This is a genomic window from Bradyrhizobium sp., assembly GCF_019244115.1.
Classification (GTDB): Bacteria; Pseudomonadota; Alphaproteobacteria; order Rhizobiales; family Xanthobacteraceae; genus Bradyrhizobium.
In genome coordinates, this window is sequence record NZ_JAFATE010000188.1 from 1 (window position 1) to 15,683 (window position 15,683).

Sequence of the window (15,683 nt, forward strand, 5' to 3'; positions counted from 1 at the left end):
CGCCGGGGGCCCGGACGTGTTTGTCCATATTTCCTCTGTCGAGAAGGCCGGATACACCGGTCTCGCAGAAGGCGTGCGGATCAGCTACGAGCTGGTGCCAGATCGCGCTCGCAGGGTTTCAGCGGAGAATTTGCGGCTAGGCTGAGGCGCTTGGCGGTCGTCTCGGCCCTCGTTCCAACGATCAGTCGCTAGCGGCCCGTCCGGTGGCTGACATGGGAGGAGCAGGAGCCTCGTCCTGGGGTTCGCGTCGAGTGCTTGAGGATCGACCGGCGGTCCGACGAAACTGTCTTCATCAAATGCATCTCTGCTCCAAACTGCGCGGTGAAGAGAGCAACGATCGACGAAGCGGAGATGACGGCAACTTGACCGTCCAATGACGCGGCGGGTGACGGTTGGAACTCGGCGTGCTTCCGTTTTCCGAGAGCCAGACTTGTTGCGTGTGTACGTGGGTCAAACCGCGGGGCAAAACTGCAGTTTGCCGATTACGCCGCCATGGCGCGTTCGTTCGGCATGCACGCGGAACGGGCCGAGACCGAAGAACAACTCACCCCGCCGATCGAACGTGCCCTTGCCAACCGACCTGCGCTCCTCGATATGGTGGTCACTCTGGAAGCCATTTCCTCGGACCGCAAGACGGGTCTGGCCTGGATGCTCGACCTGCAGCCGTTGGCGGCCTGGGATGATGCCGAGCGCAATGGCGGGCGTCTTGACGCTCGCTGAGACCGGACGCTGGAGGTAGCCGTGTTCGAAATCAACGATCAGCATGTTCTGGTGACAGGAGGCTCGAGTGGCTTCGGCCGGCATTTCGCCCGTTTGCTGGCTAGTCATGGCGCGAAGGTTACGATTGCGGCCCGCCGCGCCGAGACGCTTGCGTCCGTGGTCGCCGAGATCACCGCAGCCGGCGGCCAGGTCCAGAGCGTTGTACTCGACGTCACGCGGGCCGATCGGATCGATGATGCGATGAAGCAAGCTGAAGCAGGTTTCGGTCCGATCCACTCGGTCGTCAACAATGCCGGGGTTGCCGCGACCAAGCCCGCGCTTGATCAGGACGAACGGGCCTGGGACAGCGTCGTCGACACCAATCTTAAGGGCGTATGGCTCGTCGCGCAGGCGGCCGCGAGGCGGATGATCGACAACAAGGTGAAGGGCGCAATCGTCAATATCGCCTCTATTCTGGGTCTGCGGGTGGCTGGCGCGGTCGCGCCTTATGCCATCTCGAAGGCCGGCGTCATTCAGATGACCAAGGCGCTGGCCCTGGAATGGGCGCGCTACGGCATCCGCGTCAACGCCTTGGCGCCTGGTTACTTCGCGACCGAGCTGAACGACGATTTCTTCGCGAGCGAGTCCGGCAAGGCCCTGATCAAGCGGATACCGCTGCGGCGCCTCGGTGAGCTCGGCGAGCTCGACGGTCCGCTGTTGCTGCTCGTTTCCGGCGCGGGCTCGTTCATGACCGGCAGCGTCGTCGCGGTCGATGGCGGCCACCTGGTCTCCGGACTGTAGGCGGACGGGGTGAACGCGATGGACGCGCGCTTTGCAGGGTGAATGGCATCAAGATTGCCGATCGCGTGACCCGCGACATCACGCGACGTGTCGGTCGGAAGGCGGTGCTGATCACGCATTTCTGCGGGATGTCGCACACGTTGCGAACGGCGATCGCGCACAGGGAACGGATATCGGACGTCCTCGCTTCGCGGCGCCTTAGGTGGCTGCGAGGATGAACGCAGCCGCTTCTGTCATGCTCATTTCAACCGGGAATCCGCCAAATACAAATCGATCGCCTTGCCGCCGGAGCTTGCAGTGGGACCCGAATACGGGCTGACGGTTTCACGAAAGGCGCAGGCTGGGGCTGCCGACTTTGCGATGTATCTCTTGTCACCGGCGGGGCAGAAACAACTGCAGGCGTTCGGCTTCATTGCGGTCGCGTTGCCGGCCTCACCATGACGTCAGGATTTGCGCGGACGCCCGATGTCGGTCTTGAGAGCCAGGAGCTCCTTGCGGACCGCCCGCGCAGCATTGCGCTCGATCCTCCGATAACGGGCGACGAGGCCGGCGCCGAACGGCGTCAACATTGCACCGCCGCCGTTCTTCCCGCCGGTCTGAGGCGCGACGGCCGGATGGCGGCAGATCCGGTTGATCTCGTCCACGAGATCCCACGCCCGCTTGTAGGACATGTCCATCGCCCGGCCGGCAGCCGAGATCGAGCCGTGCTCGCGAATACTTTCCAGGAGCTCGATCTTACCCGGTCCGATTCGCTCGTCGCCATCGAGATCGATGCGAACGCTGAGCTGGGGAAGCGGTCTGGCGGGCGGTCGCGACATGGAAGGCTTGCTTTCGTACTCTCGCGCCAGATTGCCACCGAAGGCTGTTGCGAACAAGATGACGAGGCCCGATATCCAGTGCGCCGACAGGATGGGCGCAAGGGAGCAATGATCGACCGGGAGCGGTCGGTCAGGTGCGGCCGACCACCAGCTTCAGCGAAATCCCGAGAGTGGGCAGTCGCCTTCTCAGGCAGTGCGCGCCGGGCAGGGCCGCTATGGCCCGGTGAAATCCGCCGCCCCTCATGATATCGAGCACGCGCCGCATCGGTTCGGTTTCCAGAAAAATCTGCCGGCAGACGAAGAAATAATCCTCGGTCGGCAGCCGGACGAAATCCAGTTCGAATTGCCGGGCGGCGGCCTCGACGCCGAAGCTGACGTCCGCCATGCCGCTCGCGACGTACCGAGCCGAAGGTGGTGTGAATGAACCTGAATGTATGACTGAGATCGCCTGCGATGCGCGGCTTGCGCGCGCATCGCAGGCGGCGGAGGGAGCGGTTCGTGCCGGTGTAAACGCTTCGGATTTCCGGCTACTTCGGCAAAGCAACGGGCTTGAGCACGAAGGGGCCCGGGTCCTTGCCCTTGTTGTCGCCGATGATGTAGGACAGCTTGCCTTCGGCGACCCAGGCGATGTCGCCGACCCGTGTTACCGAAACCGGCTCGGCAAAGCCGTCCTTGATCGTTTCGATCCCGGCCGCGTCGCCCTTGACCACGACCTTATCGAGTTTGCCGTTCCCCTCGATCAGGAGAAAGCCGTCGCCGAACGCGCGCATCGCATCTGCATGGTCCAGTGGACGCGACGGTTTGAGCTCGGTGACCGCGCCGGCCTTGCCATCCCTCATCGCGATCTTGAACAGCTTTGCAGGGATGTAGGTCGTGACGTAGAGATTGCCATCCGAACCGATCGCAATGCCGTCGAGGCCGACGCCATCCTTGGCCGGCGCCAGGCTGGCGTCAGTCGCCCAGGTCTCGAGCGCGGTGCCGCCGGGCTTAAGGCTGTACACATTCGGCGCGAAGGAGTCGGTGACATAAGCGGTGCCGTCGCTGCCGAAGACGATGTCATTGCAGAACGATTTCGGATCGGGCAGGGCAAAGCTGCCCTTGGGCGCGCCGCTTGCAAGATCAAAGGTTTTGAGCCACGCGCCCTTGCCGTCGCCGGGGCTCGCAACACCGAGGCCGCTCAGATCATTGGAGCAAACATAGAGCGTGCCGCTCGTCTCGTCCGCGAGCACCCCGAGCGTCGAGCGGCTTCCGCCGGCGCCGGCCTTGATGAACTGCTCGGCCTTGCCGTCGGGTGCGACCTTCACCACGCCGCCGAGGTTGAAGCTGCCGACATAGAGCGTGCCATCATGCGTGGATGTCACGCTCTCCGGAAAGCTCTTGTCCGGCACGCGGACCAGACTTTCGGCACGGGCGATGCCCGCGCAGGCGAACATCAATGCCAATCCGCTCGCAAGCAACGCATGCGCACGGCCATTCTTGAGCAAGTCTCCCGGTATGAGCGCCCGTGGAGCGGCGCCGTATGGTTGTTTCATGATTGATCCTCCTGACTGATGGAAGGCAGGACATCCCGGAACAATCATCACCGGCTGCAGGCTTTGCGTATCTTAAACGTTGCCGATCCGATTTTCCTTTCGTCCGCCCTGTCGCAAATCGAAATATATCACGAAGTATAACGAAGCAAAAGGACGGTGAGGGTGGCTTCATGCGGCCGCGCTCCGCACCACCCCGACGCGCGCTTCGTTGCGCATCTTGTCGCAGACCTCGGTGGAGCGTTCCAACGGCTGTCGGGACACTACGTTGGTCGCTGTCCGCCACCGTCAAGCTGTTGGGACGTCATCGTTCAAGGTCATGAAATGGGCTCGCGGTATGGCTTGCCGGACCCAATATCTCCATGAGAATATAGCGGCAGTTGGAACGGACATTTTGCAAGAGGGAGAGGTCAACCATGACCCGTGATGTTATACACGACCTTGCCAACCAAGACGCATCGGACACGCAGCATCGATGCTCATATTGCGACCGCGTCATTCCGGCCCTTCCCGATGAGGACCTTGCGGCCGGGCTCGATGTCAAGCTCGGCCTTGTCTCGGACGAGTGCGCACATTTGCAACGCGTGCACCGCAAGCCTGATCGAAACGCGAATGCGCGCAGCAGCGGCATCTCCCCGTCGGAGACGATGGTCGCGATTGCAAGCGCCTCACGGAGCTCCGCGGGTGCTGCGCCTCCGGGCTTTGAAAGCGAGGAATAACGGCGTCACGATTTGCGATGCTTCGCGGTGACAGCAATCGCGGCCGCGGCGGTTCGGTTCTCGACGCCGAGCTTTGAGTAGATCTGCTCGAGATGCTTGTCGACTGTGCGGGGGCTGAGGCCCAAGATCTGCGCGATATCGCGGTTGGTCTTGCCCTTGGAGAGCCAAGACAGCACCTCGCCCTCGCGCGTGGTCAGGCCGAACTCACTGGAGAGCTCCGCTGAGAGGTCGCTGCCGGCTTCCTTGGCCAGCCGCAGCAAAAATTCGTTTGCGCCGGCATTTCCCAGATAATGCAGCTTGAGCCGCGGATCGTCTGGAAACGACGCGATGGCGGGGGCCTTCGATCCGCTTTTGCCGTTCTGTACGACCTCCAGCCACGACCGCAGCGCCTCAGGCAGCACTAGCTCATCGACGCTGCTGCCCAGACTTTCCGCGAGCAGTTTCTGCGCCTGCGGCGTTGCCCACATGATCTTGCCTTGCCGGTTGACCGCGAGCAGGTAGCGCCCGGACACGTCCAGCGCGGCGCGCGCGCTCTGCGTCAGCCGAGCATTGGCCAGATGCACGCGGATGCGCGCCAGCATCTCCTCGATCACGATCGGCTTTGTCACGTAATCGACGCCACCGGCCTCGAGCCCGCGGACGATATGCTCGGTATCGGCGAGCCCGGTCATGAAGATGACCGGCACGTTGCTCAAGTCACCGTCGCGTTTCAGCCGGCGGCAGGTCTCAAAGCCGTCCATGCCGGGCATGACCGCGTCGAGCAGGATGATGTCGGGCGTGATCTGGTCCACGATCCGCATCGCGCTCGCACCATCGAGCGCGACCATGACTGTCATGCCGGCACTGTCGAGCGCGTCGGTGAGCAGGCGCAGCGTTTCCGGCGAGTCGTCGACGACGAGCGCGACGTCGCGTTTCCTGGTGTCAGTGATCATAAGCATGCAGCGTCTTCAGGGTTGCCATGTACTGATCGAGATCGAAGCGATCTATCAGGGCACGCATTTGCGACACGAAATCGGCGTGTTCGGGATATTCATCGCCAATCTCGTCGAGCTTGACCTGGATGGCCTTGATGTAGCCGATCTGCCCGAGCCCGATCAGCTCTTCGACATGCTTCTTGGGCGGCCGCGAGCCGGTGTCCGGCCGCCAGCGAGGCTGCTGCGCCTCCTCGGCGTCATATCGCCATTCGATCTTCAGAAGCTGGCGGACCGATTCCAGGAATCGTGGGATGTCGATCGGCTTCATCAGATAGCCATCGTGAAACGGCTGAGCCAGAGGCGTGCCATGCGCCTCCAGCGCGCTTGCCGAGATCATCAGGATGCGGGCCTGGCGGTGTCCGTTGTCGCGCAATGTCTTGGCGACCGTCCAACCGTCCATGCCGGGCATCGTGATATCCAGAAGGAACAGATCGGGCCGGCAGTGCTGGGCAAGCGCGAGGCAGGCCAGGCCATCGGGCGCGGCCAGCAGGATGAAGCCGAGCGGCGTCAGCACCTCGCGCAACAGATCGCGCTGCACCGGATCATCGTCCGTAATCAGAATCGTCCTGCGCGGTCCATGATAGCCTTGCAGCGGGGCTTCGACCGGCGCGGTGCGTGTCGGGTTGGCGACCTCCGACAGCAGAATCTTCACGCGAAAGGTGCTTCCGCTTCCGACCGTGCTCGTCACCTTGATGTCGCCGCCCATCACGCCCGCGAGCAGCCGGCAGATCGTCAGGCCCAGGCCCGTACCGGTCTGCGGCTGCGCCGCGCCAAGCGCGCCACGCTCGAAAGGTGCGAAGATGCGCTCGAGATCGTCAGCCTGGATGCCGGGTCCGGTGTCGGTGATCTCGAACTCGGCGACCGGGCCGCGGTAGTGGATCACGAAATGCACACTGCCGGCTTGGGTGAACTTGATCGCGTTGGAGAGCAGGTTGATCAGGACCTGACGCAGCCGCTTCTCGTCGGCATAGACCACCAGCGGCAGCGCGGCCGGGCGCTTGAAGATAAAGTCGATGCCCTTCGCCGCGGCTTGCACGCGGAACATGCCGACGAGCTGCTCGAGGAATTCGCTCAGGCGCACCTCGTCGCGCGACAGATACAGCCGTCCGGCCTCGATCTTGGAAATGTCCAGAATGCCGTCAATCAGGCCGGAAAGATGATCGGCGCTGCGGCGGACCACGCGGATCTGATCGCGCCGCTTGGCCAGAAGGTCCGTATCCTGCTCCATCAGTTGCGCATAGCCCGAGATCGCGTTCAGCGGCGAGCGCAGCTCGTGGCTCAAGCCCACGACGTAGCGGCTCTTGGCGAGGTTGGCGGCCTCGGCGGCCTCCTTGGCGCGCTGCAGTTTGGTGTCGGTGCGCTTGTGGGCCTCGATCTCCTGCATCAGCAGCAGCGTCTGCCGGCGTGTCTCGTCCTCTGCGGCTCTGCGGCTCTGCTGCGCCAGCACAAACAGCCAGGCGACCACGCCGATGATGATCGAGAGCGCGAAAAACACTTTCCACAGCACACCCGAGATCAGAAGCCTCTCGGCCTGCGCGGTCGCCGCGGTCTGCAGATAGATAACCCCGAGCGTCAGCGCGACCAGGCCCGCCGAGATCAGGAACACGCCGACATAATGGCCGAGCTCGGAGTTGATCTTTGCGAAGAGCGGCTGCGGCAGGAGCTTGCCGAGCGCCGCGGACACCTGGGCCTGGACCCGCGCGTGCGGCTTGCAGAGATCATGGCAGCGCGCATCGAGCGAGCAGCACAAGGAGCAGATCGGGCCGGCATAGGCGGGGCAGGAGGTTAAGTCCTCCGGCTCGAAATGATGCTCGCAGATGCAGCACTTGATTGATTCGATATTCTGCCAGCTCTTCTTCGGCTTGCGCGCGATGTAATATCTGCCGTCGGTCGCATACGCGATGATCGGTGCCGTCGCGAATGCCACGGCCAGCGCGACGAAGGACGACAGCGCCTTCGCGGTCGGCCCGAACAGGCCGTAGAATGCGCTGATCGAGACCACGGTCGCGATCGTCATGGCCCCGACGCCGACCGGGTTCACGTCATAGAGATGCGCACGCTTGAACTCCATCTGCGGCGGGCGCAGGCCCAGTCGCAAATTGATGACGAGGTCGGCGACCAGCGCGCCGACCCAGGCGATCGCGACGTTGGAATAGAGCGCAAGCGTCTGCTCCAGCGCCTTGTAGACGCCGATCTCCATCAGCAGTAGCGCGACCACGACGTTGAAGACGAGCCACACCACGCGCCCGGGATGCGAGTGCGTCAGGCGGGAGAAGAAGTTCGACCAGGCGATCGAGCCGGCATAGGCGTTGGTGACGTTGATCTTGAGCTGCGACAGGATCACGAAGCTGCCGGTCAACGCCAGCGCGACGTTCGGCTGCGCCAGCACGTTGCGAAACGCTTCGAGATACATCTGCGCGGGCTCGGCGGCGTGCTCCGGCAAGACGCCGTGGCTCAGCGCGTAATAGGCGAGGAAGGAGCCCGCGATCAGCTTCAACGCGCCGAGCACGATCCAGCCGGGACCTGCGGAGAGCAGTGCGATCCACCATGAGCGCCGCGAGGTGCGGCGGTCCCTCGGCAGAAAGCGCAGGAAGTCGACCTGTTCGCCGATCTGCGCCACCAGCGAGAACACGACCGATGCCGCCGTGCCGAACAGCACGAGATCGAGATGGCCGCGCGGATCGCCGTGCTCGCCGGGGAATTTTGTCCACTCCGCGAACGACTGCGGCTCGGCAAAAGCAATCGCGGCGAACGGGACGACGTGCAGCACGATCCACAGCGGCTGGGTCCACAGCTGAAAACGGCTGATCAGCGTGATGCCGTGCGTCACGAGCGGAATGATGACGACAGCGGCGATGAGATAGCCGATCGGGCGCGGAATGCCGAAACACATCTCCAGCGCGGAGGCTAGAATCACCGCCTCGATGGCGAAGAAGATGAAGGTGAACGAAGCGTAGATCAGCGAGGTGATGGTCGAACCGATGTAACCGAAGCCGGCGCCGCGGGTCAGAAGATCGATATCGATGCCGCATTTTGCGGCATGGTAGGCAATCGGCAGGCCGCAGGCGAAGATGATGGCGCTGACGACCAGGATCGCCGAGGCCGCGTTGGTCACGCCGTAGTTCAGCGTGACGGTGCCGCCGATCGCCTCGAGCGCAAGGAAGGAGATCGCCCCCAGTGCGGTATTGGCGACGCGGGCGGCGGACCAGCGCCGCGCGCTCTTGGCGGTGAAGCGCAGCGCGTAGTCTTCCAGCGTCTGGTTGGCAACCCATTGATTATATTGGCGCCTGACGCGGTCTATCCGCTGCCGCCCTGACACGTCCCCATGAACTCCTGTGCTTGCGCCAACCCGGCCAACAGCCGGTCTCGCAAGTCCTGTGCCAGAGACTACGTCGTCATTTTGCGGTGCAATATACGCGATCTTGCGTATCTGTGCGCTGCACAATCATGAGCCATCCTCGCCTGACCAACGCGTATCTCGAACCTTTGGATGGGGTGCTCATGTCAGACGAAATCAAACCGGGCCTGAAATCGCCGTTCCGGCGCAAACTCTTGCAAGGGATGGTCGCGCTGCCGGCGATCTCGTTGCTGCCGCGGGGTGCCTTTGCCGATGTGCCCGCAACCTCCGCGGTCAACACCACGGGACTCGCGGTCACCGACACTGAGGTGACGGTCGGCATCCTGCATTCGGTCACCGGCACCATGGCGATCTCAGAAACGGGTTCGGTTGAAGCGGAGAAGCTCGCGATCGAGCAGATCAACGCGGAGGGCGGCGTGCTCGGTCGCAAGATCAAGTTCGTCCAGGAGGACGGCGCGTCGGACTGGCCGACCTTCGCCGAAAAGGCAAAGAAGCTCCTGGTCAACGACAAATGCGCGGCCGTAATGGGCTGCTGGACTTCGGCGTCGCGCAAGGCGGTGCTGCCGGTGTTCGAGCAGTACAACGGTATGCTCTATTATCCGACCTTCTATGAAGGTCTCGAGCAGTCCAAGAATGTCATCTATACCGGCCAGGAAGCGACCCAGCAAATCATCGCTGGCCTCGACTGGGTGAACAAGACCAAGGGAGCGAAGACCTTCTATCTGCTCGGCTCCGACTACATCTGGCCGCGCACCTCGAACAAGATCGCGCGCAAGCACATCGAGAATCATCTGCAGGGCTGCAAGGTCGCCGGCGAGGAATATTTCCCGCTCGGATCGACGCAGTTCAACTCGGTTATCAACAAGATCAAGCTGACCAAGCCCGACGTGATTTACGCGATCATCGTCGGCGGTTCGAACGTCGCATTCTACAAGCAACTCAAGGCGGCCGGCATCGATCTCTCCAAGCAGACGCTCCTGACGATCTCCGTCACCGAAGACGAGATTGATGGCATCGGCGGCGAGAACATCGCGGGCGCCTATGCCTGCATGAAATACTTCCAGTCGCTCGACAATCCGAACAACAAGACCTTCGTGCCCGCATTCAAGAAAATGTGGGGTGAGAAGACCGTGATCGGGGACGTGACGCAGGCCGCTTATCTCGGTCCCTGGCTTTGGAAGCTGACGGCGGAAAAGGCGCAAAGCTTCGATATCGACAAGATCGCGGCCGCCTCGCCCGGTGTCGAGTTCAAGGGCGCGCCGGAGGGTTACGTCCGCATCCACGAGAACCATCACCTCTGGTCGAAAACGCGTGTCGGCCGTGCCAAGGCGGACGGCCAGTACGAACTGATCTACGAGACGGCCGATCTGGTCGAGCCCGATCCGTTCCCGAAGGGCTACCAGTGAGGCATGCGCGAGTGCGCGATACTGTGAGTTGCTGACATGCGCGCACCGCTGTGTCTGCAGCGGCGGTGCGTCCTCTCTTGCGGAGAGGGCTGGGGAGGGGGGTACCAAACAGCGCGCTGAATCCGGGGACCCCACCCCAGGCCCTCCCTGCGAGGGGGGGAGCACAGCGAGCCAGCGGTGAGATCGACTCAATCAAGAGCGTCACGCTCGATTCAAACGGAGCGCTGCGCGCGTCAAGACCAGAGCAGCACGCTCCCCAAAAAGGACGGATCATGTTCGGCGACTATTCTCTCGGCGATCTCGGCGCAATCTTCGCGATGCAAGGCTTTGCGGGGCTGATCCTGTTCTCGGTCTACCTGCTGATGGCGCTGGGGCTTGCGATCATCTTCGGCCAGATGGGCGTCATCAACATGGCCCATGGCGAGTTCATGATCCTCGGTGCCTACGTCACCTGGATGACATCGAACGCCTTCCAGCACTTCGTGCCCCCGCTGTTTCCCGGCTACTTCTTCGTCGCGATGACGCTCGCCTTCATCGCCTCGGGCTCGCTCGGCATGCTGGTCGAATGGGCGCTGATACGCCACCTTTATAGGCGCCCGCTTGACACGCTGCTGGCGACCTGGGGACTGAGCCTGATCCTGCAGCAGGCCTATCGCTCGGTGTTCGGCGCGCGCGAGGTCGGCGTCGAGCTGCCTGACTGGATGATGGGCTCCTGGCAGGCCACCGACGCAATCCAGATCCCGATCAATGGCATGTTCGTGATGGGACTCACGATCCTGATTACCATCGCGGTGTTCTATATCCTGTTCCTGTCGCGCTGGGGCAAGCAGGTGCGCGCCGTGGTGCAGAACCGCGTGATGGCCGGCGCGGTCGGCATCAACACCGAGAAGATCGACCGTTACACCTTTGGCCTCGGCTGCGGCATCGCCGGCATCGCGGGCAGTGCCTTCACCATGATCGGCTCGACCGGGCCGACCGCCGGCCAGCTCTACATCGTCGACACCTTTCTGGTCGTTGTATTCGGCGGCGCCGCCTCGCTGTTCGGCACCATCGCCTCCGCCTTCACCATCTCGCAGACCCAGTCGACGCTGGAGTTCTTCCTGTCGGGCTCGATGGCCAAGGTCATCACGCTGCTTGCGATCGTCGTCATCCTGATGATGCGGCCGCAGGGACTGTTTGCGCTCAAGGTTCGCAAATGAACTCGGAAAGCAAGGTCTCCAAGAACAAGAAAGCCCGGTCATGATCACCAACTCGCGCTTTTTCAACCGCTCCGAACTCGTCGGTCTCATCTCGCTCGTGCTGCTGCTCGTCGTCATCCTGCCGCTGACGCTCGACATCTTCCGCCTCAATCTGGTCGCCAAATATCTCACCTACGCCTTCGTCGCGATCGGGCTGGTGCTGTGCTGGGGTTATGGCGGCATTTTGAGTCTCGGGCAGGGCGTGTTCTTCGGCCTCGGCGGCTATGCCATGGCGATGTTCTTGAAACTCGAGGCCTCCAGCGCCGCGAACACAAAGATCCAGTCGACCCCGGGCATTCCCGATTTCATGGACTGGAATCAGCTCACGCAGCTGCCCTTCTTCTGGAAACCGTTCCACAGCCTGCCTTTCACATTTCTTGCCATCGTGCTGGCGCCGGCGTTCTTCTCCTTTATCATTGGCGCCGCGATGTTCAAGCGGCGGGTCGGCGGCGTCTATTTTGCGATCATTACGCAGGCGATCGCCGCGATCCTCACCATCCTGATCGTCGGCCAGCAGGGCTACACCGGAGGCATCAACGGCATCACCGACCTGCGCACGCTGCTTGACTGGGACATCCGTACCGATCATGCAAAATATGTTCTCTACTTTGTCGAGGTCGCGTTTCTGTTCGGCGCGGTCGTCGTCGCGCAGTTCATCCGCTTGACAAAGCTCGGGCGTATCCTGGTGGCAATGCGCGAGCAGGAGGATCGTGTCCGCTTCTCCGGCTACAGCGTCGCAAATTTCAAGATTTTCGCCTTCTGCGCCGCTGCGGTGTTCGCCGCGATCGGCGGCGCCATGTTCACCCTCAATGTCGGGTTCATGTCGCCGTCCTTCGTCGGCATCGTGCCGTCGATCGAGATGGTGATCTACACCGCGGTCGGCGGCCGCCTGTCGATTTTTGGCGCGGTTTACGGAACGCTGCTGGTGAATTTTGCAAAAACCAGCCTGTCGGAGACCTTTCCGCAGCTCTGGCTGTTCGGCTTGGGAGCACTGTTCATTGCGGTCGTGCTGGCGTTCCCGAGCGGGCTCGCCGGAATCTGGGCCGACAACATCCAGCCGCGCATCGACCGCCTGTTTGCCTCGCGCGGCGAAAAATCCGGCAACGGACTGATCGCCGACGGCGCTCCCGCGGAGTGAGGAGAGGGTCATGCTCATCGGTCATCAGCCCAAGGACTTTCTGCTCGCGGTCTCCGGCCTCACCGTTTCCTTCGACGGCTTCAAGGCGGTCAACGATCTCTCCTTCTATGTCGAGGAGAACGAGATCCGCGTCATCATCGGTCCGAACGGTGCCGGCAAGACCACCGTGCTCGACCTGATCTGCGGCAAGACCAGGGCCACCTCGGGCTCGATCCAGTTTCGTGGCAAGGAGCTGACCAAACTGAAGGAGAACGAGATCGTCAAGGCCGGCGTCGGCCGCAAGTTTCAGACACCCTCGGTCTTCGAAGACCTTACGGTGTTTGAAAACCTCGAGATCTCCTTTCCGCGTGGCCGCACTGTCTTCGGTTCGCTGACCTTCCAACGCGATACGACCGTGACCGGGCGGGTCGAGGAGGTCGCCGAGATGATCTTCCTGAAAGATCGACTGCAGACCTCGGCCGCCGAGCTCAGCCATGGTCAGAAGCAGTGGCTGGAGATCGGCATGCTGCTGATTCAGAACCCTGACCTGCTGATGCTCGACGAGCCGGTCGCCGGCATGAGCGTCTCGGAGCGCGCCAAGACCGCCGAACTGCTCAACCGCATCATCAAGGACCGTTCGGTGCTGGTGATTGAGCACGACATGAAATTCGTCGAGGACATCGCCCACAAGGTCACGGTGCTGCACCAGGGCCAGATCCTGTCGGAAGGCACCATGGAGCGGGTGAAGAACGATCCCAAGGTCATCGAAGTCTATCTCGGGCACTGAGCGATGGTGGTCGTGATGGAACCGATCTTGCGCAACGACGGCGGTGCGCCCCCTCTCCCCGCTTGCGGAGAGCGGATTGGGGTGGGTTGCGCGGGACTGATTTCGCGAAGAATCCCCCTCACCCGCATCGCATCCGAGGATGCGCTGCGACCTCTCCCGGCACGCAGGGAGAGGTCGCAGCGAATGCGTGGCGAGAGGAGGTGTGCCGCCGGTGTCGCTACAGCGTCACTCAATCCCGTAATCGTGTAAGGACCATCCCCATGCTCGCCATTTCCAACCTGCATGTCGCCTACGGCCAGAGCGAAGTGCTGCACGGCCTCAACGTCGACGTGGCGGAAAACGAGATCGTCGCGATCATGGGCCGCAACGGCATGGGCAAGACTACGCTGATGAAATCGCTGATGGGCATTTTGCCGGCCAGGAGCGGTTCGATCGCGATGGATGGCGCCGAGCTGTCACTGCTCAAGAGCTATGAGCGCGTGGCAAAAGGCCTCGCCTATGTGCCGCAGGGCCGCATGATCTTCTCCACGATGACCGTCAAGGAAAATATCGAGACCGGTCTCGTGGTGTCGGGCGAGACTGATGTGCCCGGCAGCATCTACGAGCTGTTTCCGGTGCTCCTGGAAATGAAGGGCCGTCGCGGCGGCAATCTCTCCGGCGGCCAGCAGCAGCAGCTGGCGATTGCGCGGGCACTCGCGACCAAGCCAAAAGTGCTTTTGCTCGACGAGCCGACCGAGGGCATCCAGCCCTCGATCATCAAGGACATGGCGCGCACGCTGAAACGCATCCGCGATGAGCGCGGCCTGTCGATCGTCGTCGCCGAACAGGTCCTGAGCTTTGCGCTCGACATCGCCGACCGCGTGCTCGTCATCGAGAACGGCCAGATCGTCCGCGACGATGCGCGCGAGGCCGTCGATGCCGCGCAGATCTCGAAATATCTCTCCGTTTGAAACCCGGTTTGGCCAGCAGCAAGGGAGCTTTTGATGCCAGAGACACTGATCAAGGTCGATCTAACAAAATCCCCGTACGAAAACGACATGATACACAACCGCTGGCACCCGGACATTCCGATCGTGGCCTGGGTCAAGCCGGGGGACGATTTCATCATCGAGACCTATGACTGGACCGGCGGTTTCATCAAGAACAACGACTCGGCCGACGACGTGCGCGACATCGACCTGTCGATCGTGCATTTCCTGTCCGGTCCGATCGGGGTCAAGGGCGCCGAGCCGGGCGACTTGCTCGTGGTCGATCTGCTTGATGTCGGTCCCATGAAGGAAAGCCTGTGGGGGTTCAACGGCTTCTTCTCCAAGCAGAACGGCGGCGGCTTCTTGACCGATCATTTTCCGTTGGCGCAGAAGTCGATCTGGGACATCAAGGGTCTCTACACTTCCTCCCGCCACGTCCCCGGCGTGAACTGGGCCGGCCTGATACATCCAGGCCTGATCGGCTGTCTGCCGGATCCGAAAATGCTCGCTGCGTGGAACGCGCGCGAAGCCGAGTTGATCGCGACCAATCCGACCCGCGTCCCTGGGCTTGCCAATCCACCGTTCGCTGCGACGGCGCATGCCGGTCGCGCCACCGGTGATGCCAGGGCCAACGTCGGCGCCGAAGGCGCGCGCACCGTTCCGCCGCGCGAGCATGGCGGCAATTGCGACATCAAGGATCTGTCGCGCGGTTCAAAGATCTACTTCCCGGTGTATGTACCGGGCGGCGGGCTCTCGATGGGCGATCTGCACTTCAGCCAGGGCGACGGCGAGATTTCGTTCTGCGGCGCGATCGAGATGGCCGGCTGGCTGCATTTGAAGGTCGATGTGATCAAGGATGGCGTCGCCAAGTACGGCATCAAGAACCCGATCTTCAGGCCGTCGCCGATCACGCCGGCCTATAACGACTACCTCATCTTCGAAGGCATCTCGGTCGACGAGGCCGGCAAGCAGCATTATCTCGACGTCCACATCGCCTATCGCATGGCCTGTCTCAACGCGATCGAATATCTGAAGAAGTTCGGCTACTCCGGTGCGCAAGCTTACTCAATTCTCGGCACCGCGCCGTGCCAGGGCCATATCTCCGGCGTCGTCGACGTGCCCAACGCCTGCGCCACGCTGTGGCTGCCGACCGAGATCTTCGACTTCGACGTGATGCCATCGGCGGCGGGACCAGTGAAGCACATCAAGGGCGACATCCAGATGCCGATTTCGCCGGATAAATGAACTGAAGCCACAACGGCGGTGCCC

Annotated in this window: 14 protein-coding genes and 1 pseudogene; 10 read left to right on the forward strand and 5 right to left on the reverse strand. The window is 62.4% G+C overall.

Annotation, left to right across the window (positions count from 1 at the left end; all coding sequences use genetic code 11):
- The 4 genes from JOZ76_RS08275 to JOZ76_RS08290 all read left to right on the forward strand — a co-directional run.
- The coding region (locus JOZ76_RS08275; RefSeq protein WP_291698148.1) for a cold-shock protein at positions 1 to 145 on the forward strand (145 nt) is incomplete at its 5' end.
- Positions 146 to 492: 347 nt separating this feature from the next.
- Positions 493 to 720 carry a hypothetical protein gene (locus JOZ76_RS08280; protein ID WP_291698137.1) on the forward strand — a complete coding sequence of 76 codons (228 nt, stop codon included), beginning with the start codon at positions 493 to 495 and terminating at the stop codon, positions 718 to 720.
- Between the two features lie 21 nt (positions 721 to 741).
- Entirely contained in the window at positions 742 to 1,500 is a 759-nt protein-coding gene (locus tag JOZ76_RS08285) for an SDR family NAD(P)-dependent oxidoreductase (protein ID WP_291698138.1), read from the forward strand.
- A 117-nt stretch (positions 1,501 to 1,617) separates the two neighbouring features.
- Entirely contained in the window at positions 1,618 to 1,941 is a 324-nt protein-coding gene (locus tag JOZ76_RS08290) for a substrate-binding domain-containing protein (protein ID WP_291698149.1), read from the forward strand.
- A 2-nt stretch (positions 1,942 to 1,943) separates the two neighbouring features.
- Here the strand turns inward: JOZ76_RS08290 and JOZ76_RS08295 are convergent, their stop codons facing one another.
- The 5 genes and pseudogenes from JOZ76_RS08295 to JOZ76_RS08315 form a co-directional block, all read right to left on the reverse strand.
- Positions 1,944 to 2,318: a winged helix-turn-helix domain-containing protein gene (locus tag JOZ76_RS08295; protein WP_291698139.1), complete on the reverse strand. Its 375-nt coding sequence runs from the start codon at positions 2,316 to 2,318 to the stop codon at positions 1,944 to 1,946.
- A 130-nt stretch (positions 2,319 to 2,448) separates the two neighbouring features.
- Positions 2,449 to 2,724 (reverse strand): annotated as a pseudogene (locus JOZ76_RS08300) (substrate-binding domain-containing protein); the annotation flags it as partial.
- 121 nt (positions 2,725 to 2,845) lie between these two features.
- Positions 2,846 to 3,850 (reverse strand): hypothetical protein, encoded by a 1,005-nt coding sequence (locus JOZ76_RS08305; RefSeq protein ID WP_291698140.1) that lies wholly within the window; start codon positions 3,848 to 3,850, stop codon positions 2,846 to 2,848.
- 721 nt (positions 3,851 to 4,571) lie between these two features.
- Positions 4,572 to 5,498, reverse strand: coding sequence for a response regulator (locus tag JOZ76_RS08310; protein WP_291698150.1), 927 nt, complete (start codon positions 5,496 to 5,498; stop codon positions 4,572 to 4,574).
- Entirely contained in the window at positions 5,488 to 8,859 is a 3,372-nt protein-coding gene (locus tag JOZ76_RS08315; protein WP_291698141.1) for a hybrid sensor histidine kinase/response regulator, read from the reverse strand. Before JOZ76_RS08315 ends, JOZ76_RS08310 begins: the two co-directional genes overlap by 11 nt.
- Positions 8,860 to 9,041: 182 nt before the next feature.
- Here JOZ76_RS08315 and urtA point away from each other — a divergent pair, with 182 nt between their 5' ends.
- The 6 genes from urtA to fmdA all read left to right on the forward strand — a co-directional run bounded on the left by urtA (position 9,042) and on the right by fmdA (position 15,659).
- On the forward strand, positions 9,042 to 10,304 hold the full coding sequence (gene urtA, locus JOZ76_RS08320; protein WP_291698142.1) for an urea ABC transporter substrate-binding protein: 1,263 nt from the start codon (positions 9,042 to 9,044) through the stop codon (positions 10,302 to 10,304).
- A gap of 272 nt (positions 10,305 to 10,576) precedes the next feature.
- Positions 10,577 to 11,503 (forward strand): urea ABC transporter permease subunit UrtB, encoded by a 927-nt coding sequence (gene urtB, locus JOZ76_RS08325; protein ID WP_291698143.1) that lies wholly within the window; start codon positions 10,577 to 10,579, stop codon positions 11,501 to 11,503.
- A gap of 40 nt (positions 11,504 to 11,543) precedes the next feature.
- Entirely contained in the window at positions 11,544 to 12,680 is a 1,137-nt protein-coding gene (urtC, locus tag JOZ76_RS08330) for an urea ABC transporter permease subunit UrtC (RefSeq protein WP_291698144.1), read from the forward strand.
- Positions 12,681 to 12,690: 10 nt separating this feature from the next.
- On the forward strand, positions 12,691 to 13,446 hold the full coding sequence (gene urtD / locus JOZ76_RS08335; protein ID WP_291698145.1) for an urea ABC transporter ATP-binding protein UrtD: 756 nt from the start codon (positions 12,691 to 12,693) through the stop codon (positions 13,444 to 13,446).
- A gap of 260 nt (positions 13,447 to 13,706) precedes the next feature.
- Positions 13,707 to 14,396: an urea ABC transporter ATP-binding subunit UrtE gene (urtE, locus tag JOZ76_RS08340; RefSeq protein ID WP_291698146.1), complete on the forward strand. Its 690-nt coding sequence runs from the start codon at positions 13,707 to 13,709 to the stop codon at positions 14,394 to 14,396.
- A gap of 33 nt (positions 14,397 to 14,429) precedes the next feature.
- Positions 14,430 to 15,659 carry a formamidase gene (gene fmdA, locus JOZ76_RS08345; RefSeq protein WP_291698147.1) on the forward strand — a complete coding sequence of 410 codons (1,230 nt, stop codon included), beginning with the start codon at positions 14,430 to 14,432 and terminating at the stop codon, positions 15,657 to 15,659.
- Positions 15,660 to 15,683 lie beyond the last annotated feature (24 nt).

What these genes read in the sequence shown, in the direction of transcription:
- urtC (WP_291698144.1), top strand. Translation starts at nt 11,544, where the DNA reads ATGATCACCAACTCGCGCTTTTTCAACCGCTCCGAACTCGTCGGTCTC.
- urtB (WP_291698143.1), top strand. Translation starts at nt 10,577, where the DNA reads ATGTTCGGCGACTATTCTCTCGGCGATCTCGGCGCAATCTTCGCGATG.
- JOZ76_RS08310 (WP_291698150.1), bottom strand. Translation starts at nt 5,498, where the DNA reads ATGATCACTGACACCAGGAAACGCGACGTCGCGCTCGTCGTCGACGAC.
- JOZ76_RS08295 (WP_291698139.1), bottom strand. Translation starts at nt 2,318, where the DNA reads ATGTCGCGACCGCCCGCCAGACCGCTTCCCCAGCTCAGCGTTCGCATC.
- JOZ76_RS08280 (WP_291698137.1), top strand. Translation starts at nt 493, where the DNA reads ATGGCGCGTTCGTTCGGCATGCACGCGGAACGGGCCGAGACCGAAGAA.
- urtA (WP_291698142.1), top strand. Translation starts at nt 9,042, where the DNA reads ATGTCAGACGAAATCAAACCGGGCCTGAAATCGCCGTTCCGGCGCAAA.
- JOZ76_RS08305 (WP_291698140.1), bottom strand. Translation starts at nt 3,850, where the DNA reads ATGAAACAACCATACGGCGCCGCTCCACGGGCGCTCATACCGGGAGAC.
- urtD (WP_291698145.1), top strand. Translation starts at nt 12,691, where the DNA reads ATGCTCATCGGTCATCAGCCCAAGGACTTTCTGCTCGCGGTCTCCGGC.
- fmdA (WP_291698147.1), top strand. Translation starts at nt 14,430, where the DNA reads ATGCCAGAGACACTGATCAAGGTCGATCTAACAAAATCCCCGTACGAA.
- urtE (WP_291698146.1), top strand. Translation starts at nt 13,707, where the DNA reads ATGCTCGCCATTTCCAACCTGCATGTCGCCTACGGCCAGAGCGAAGTG.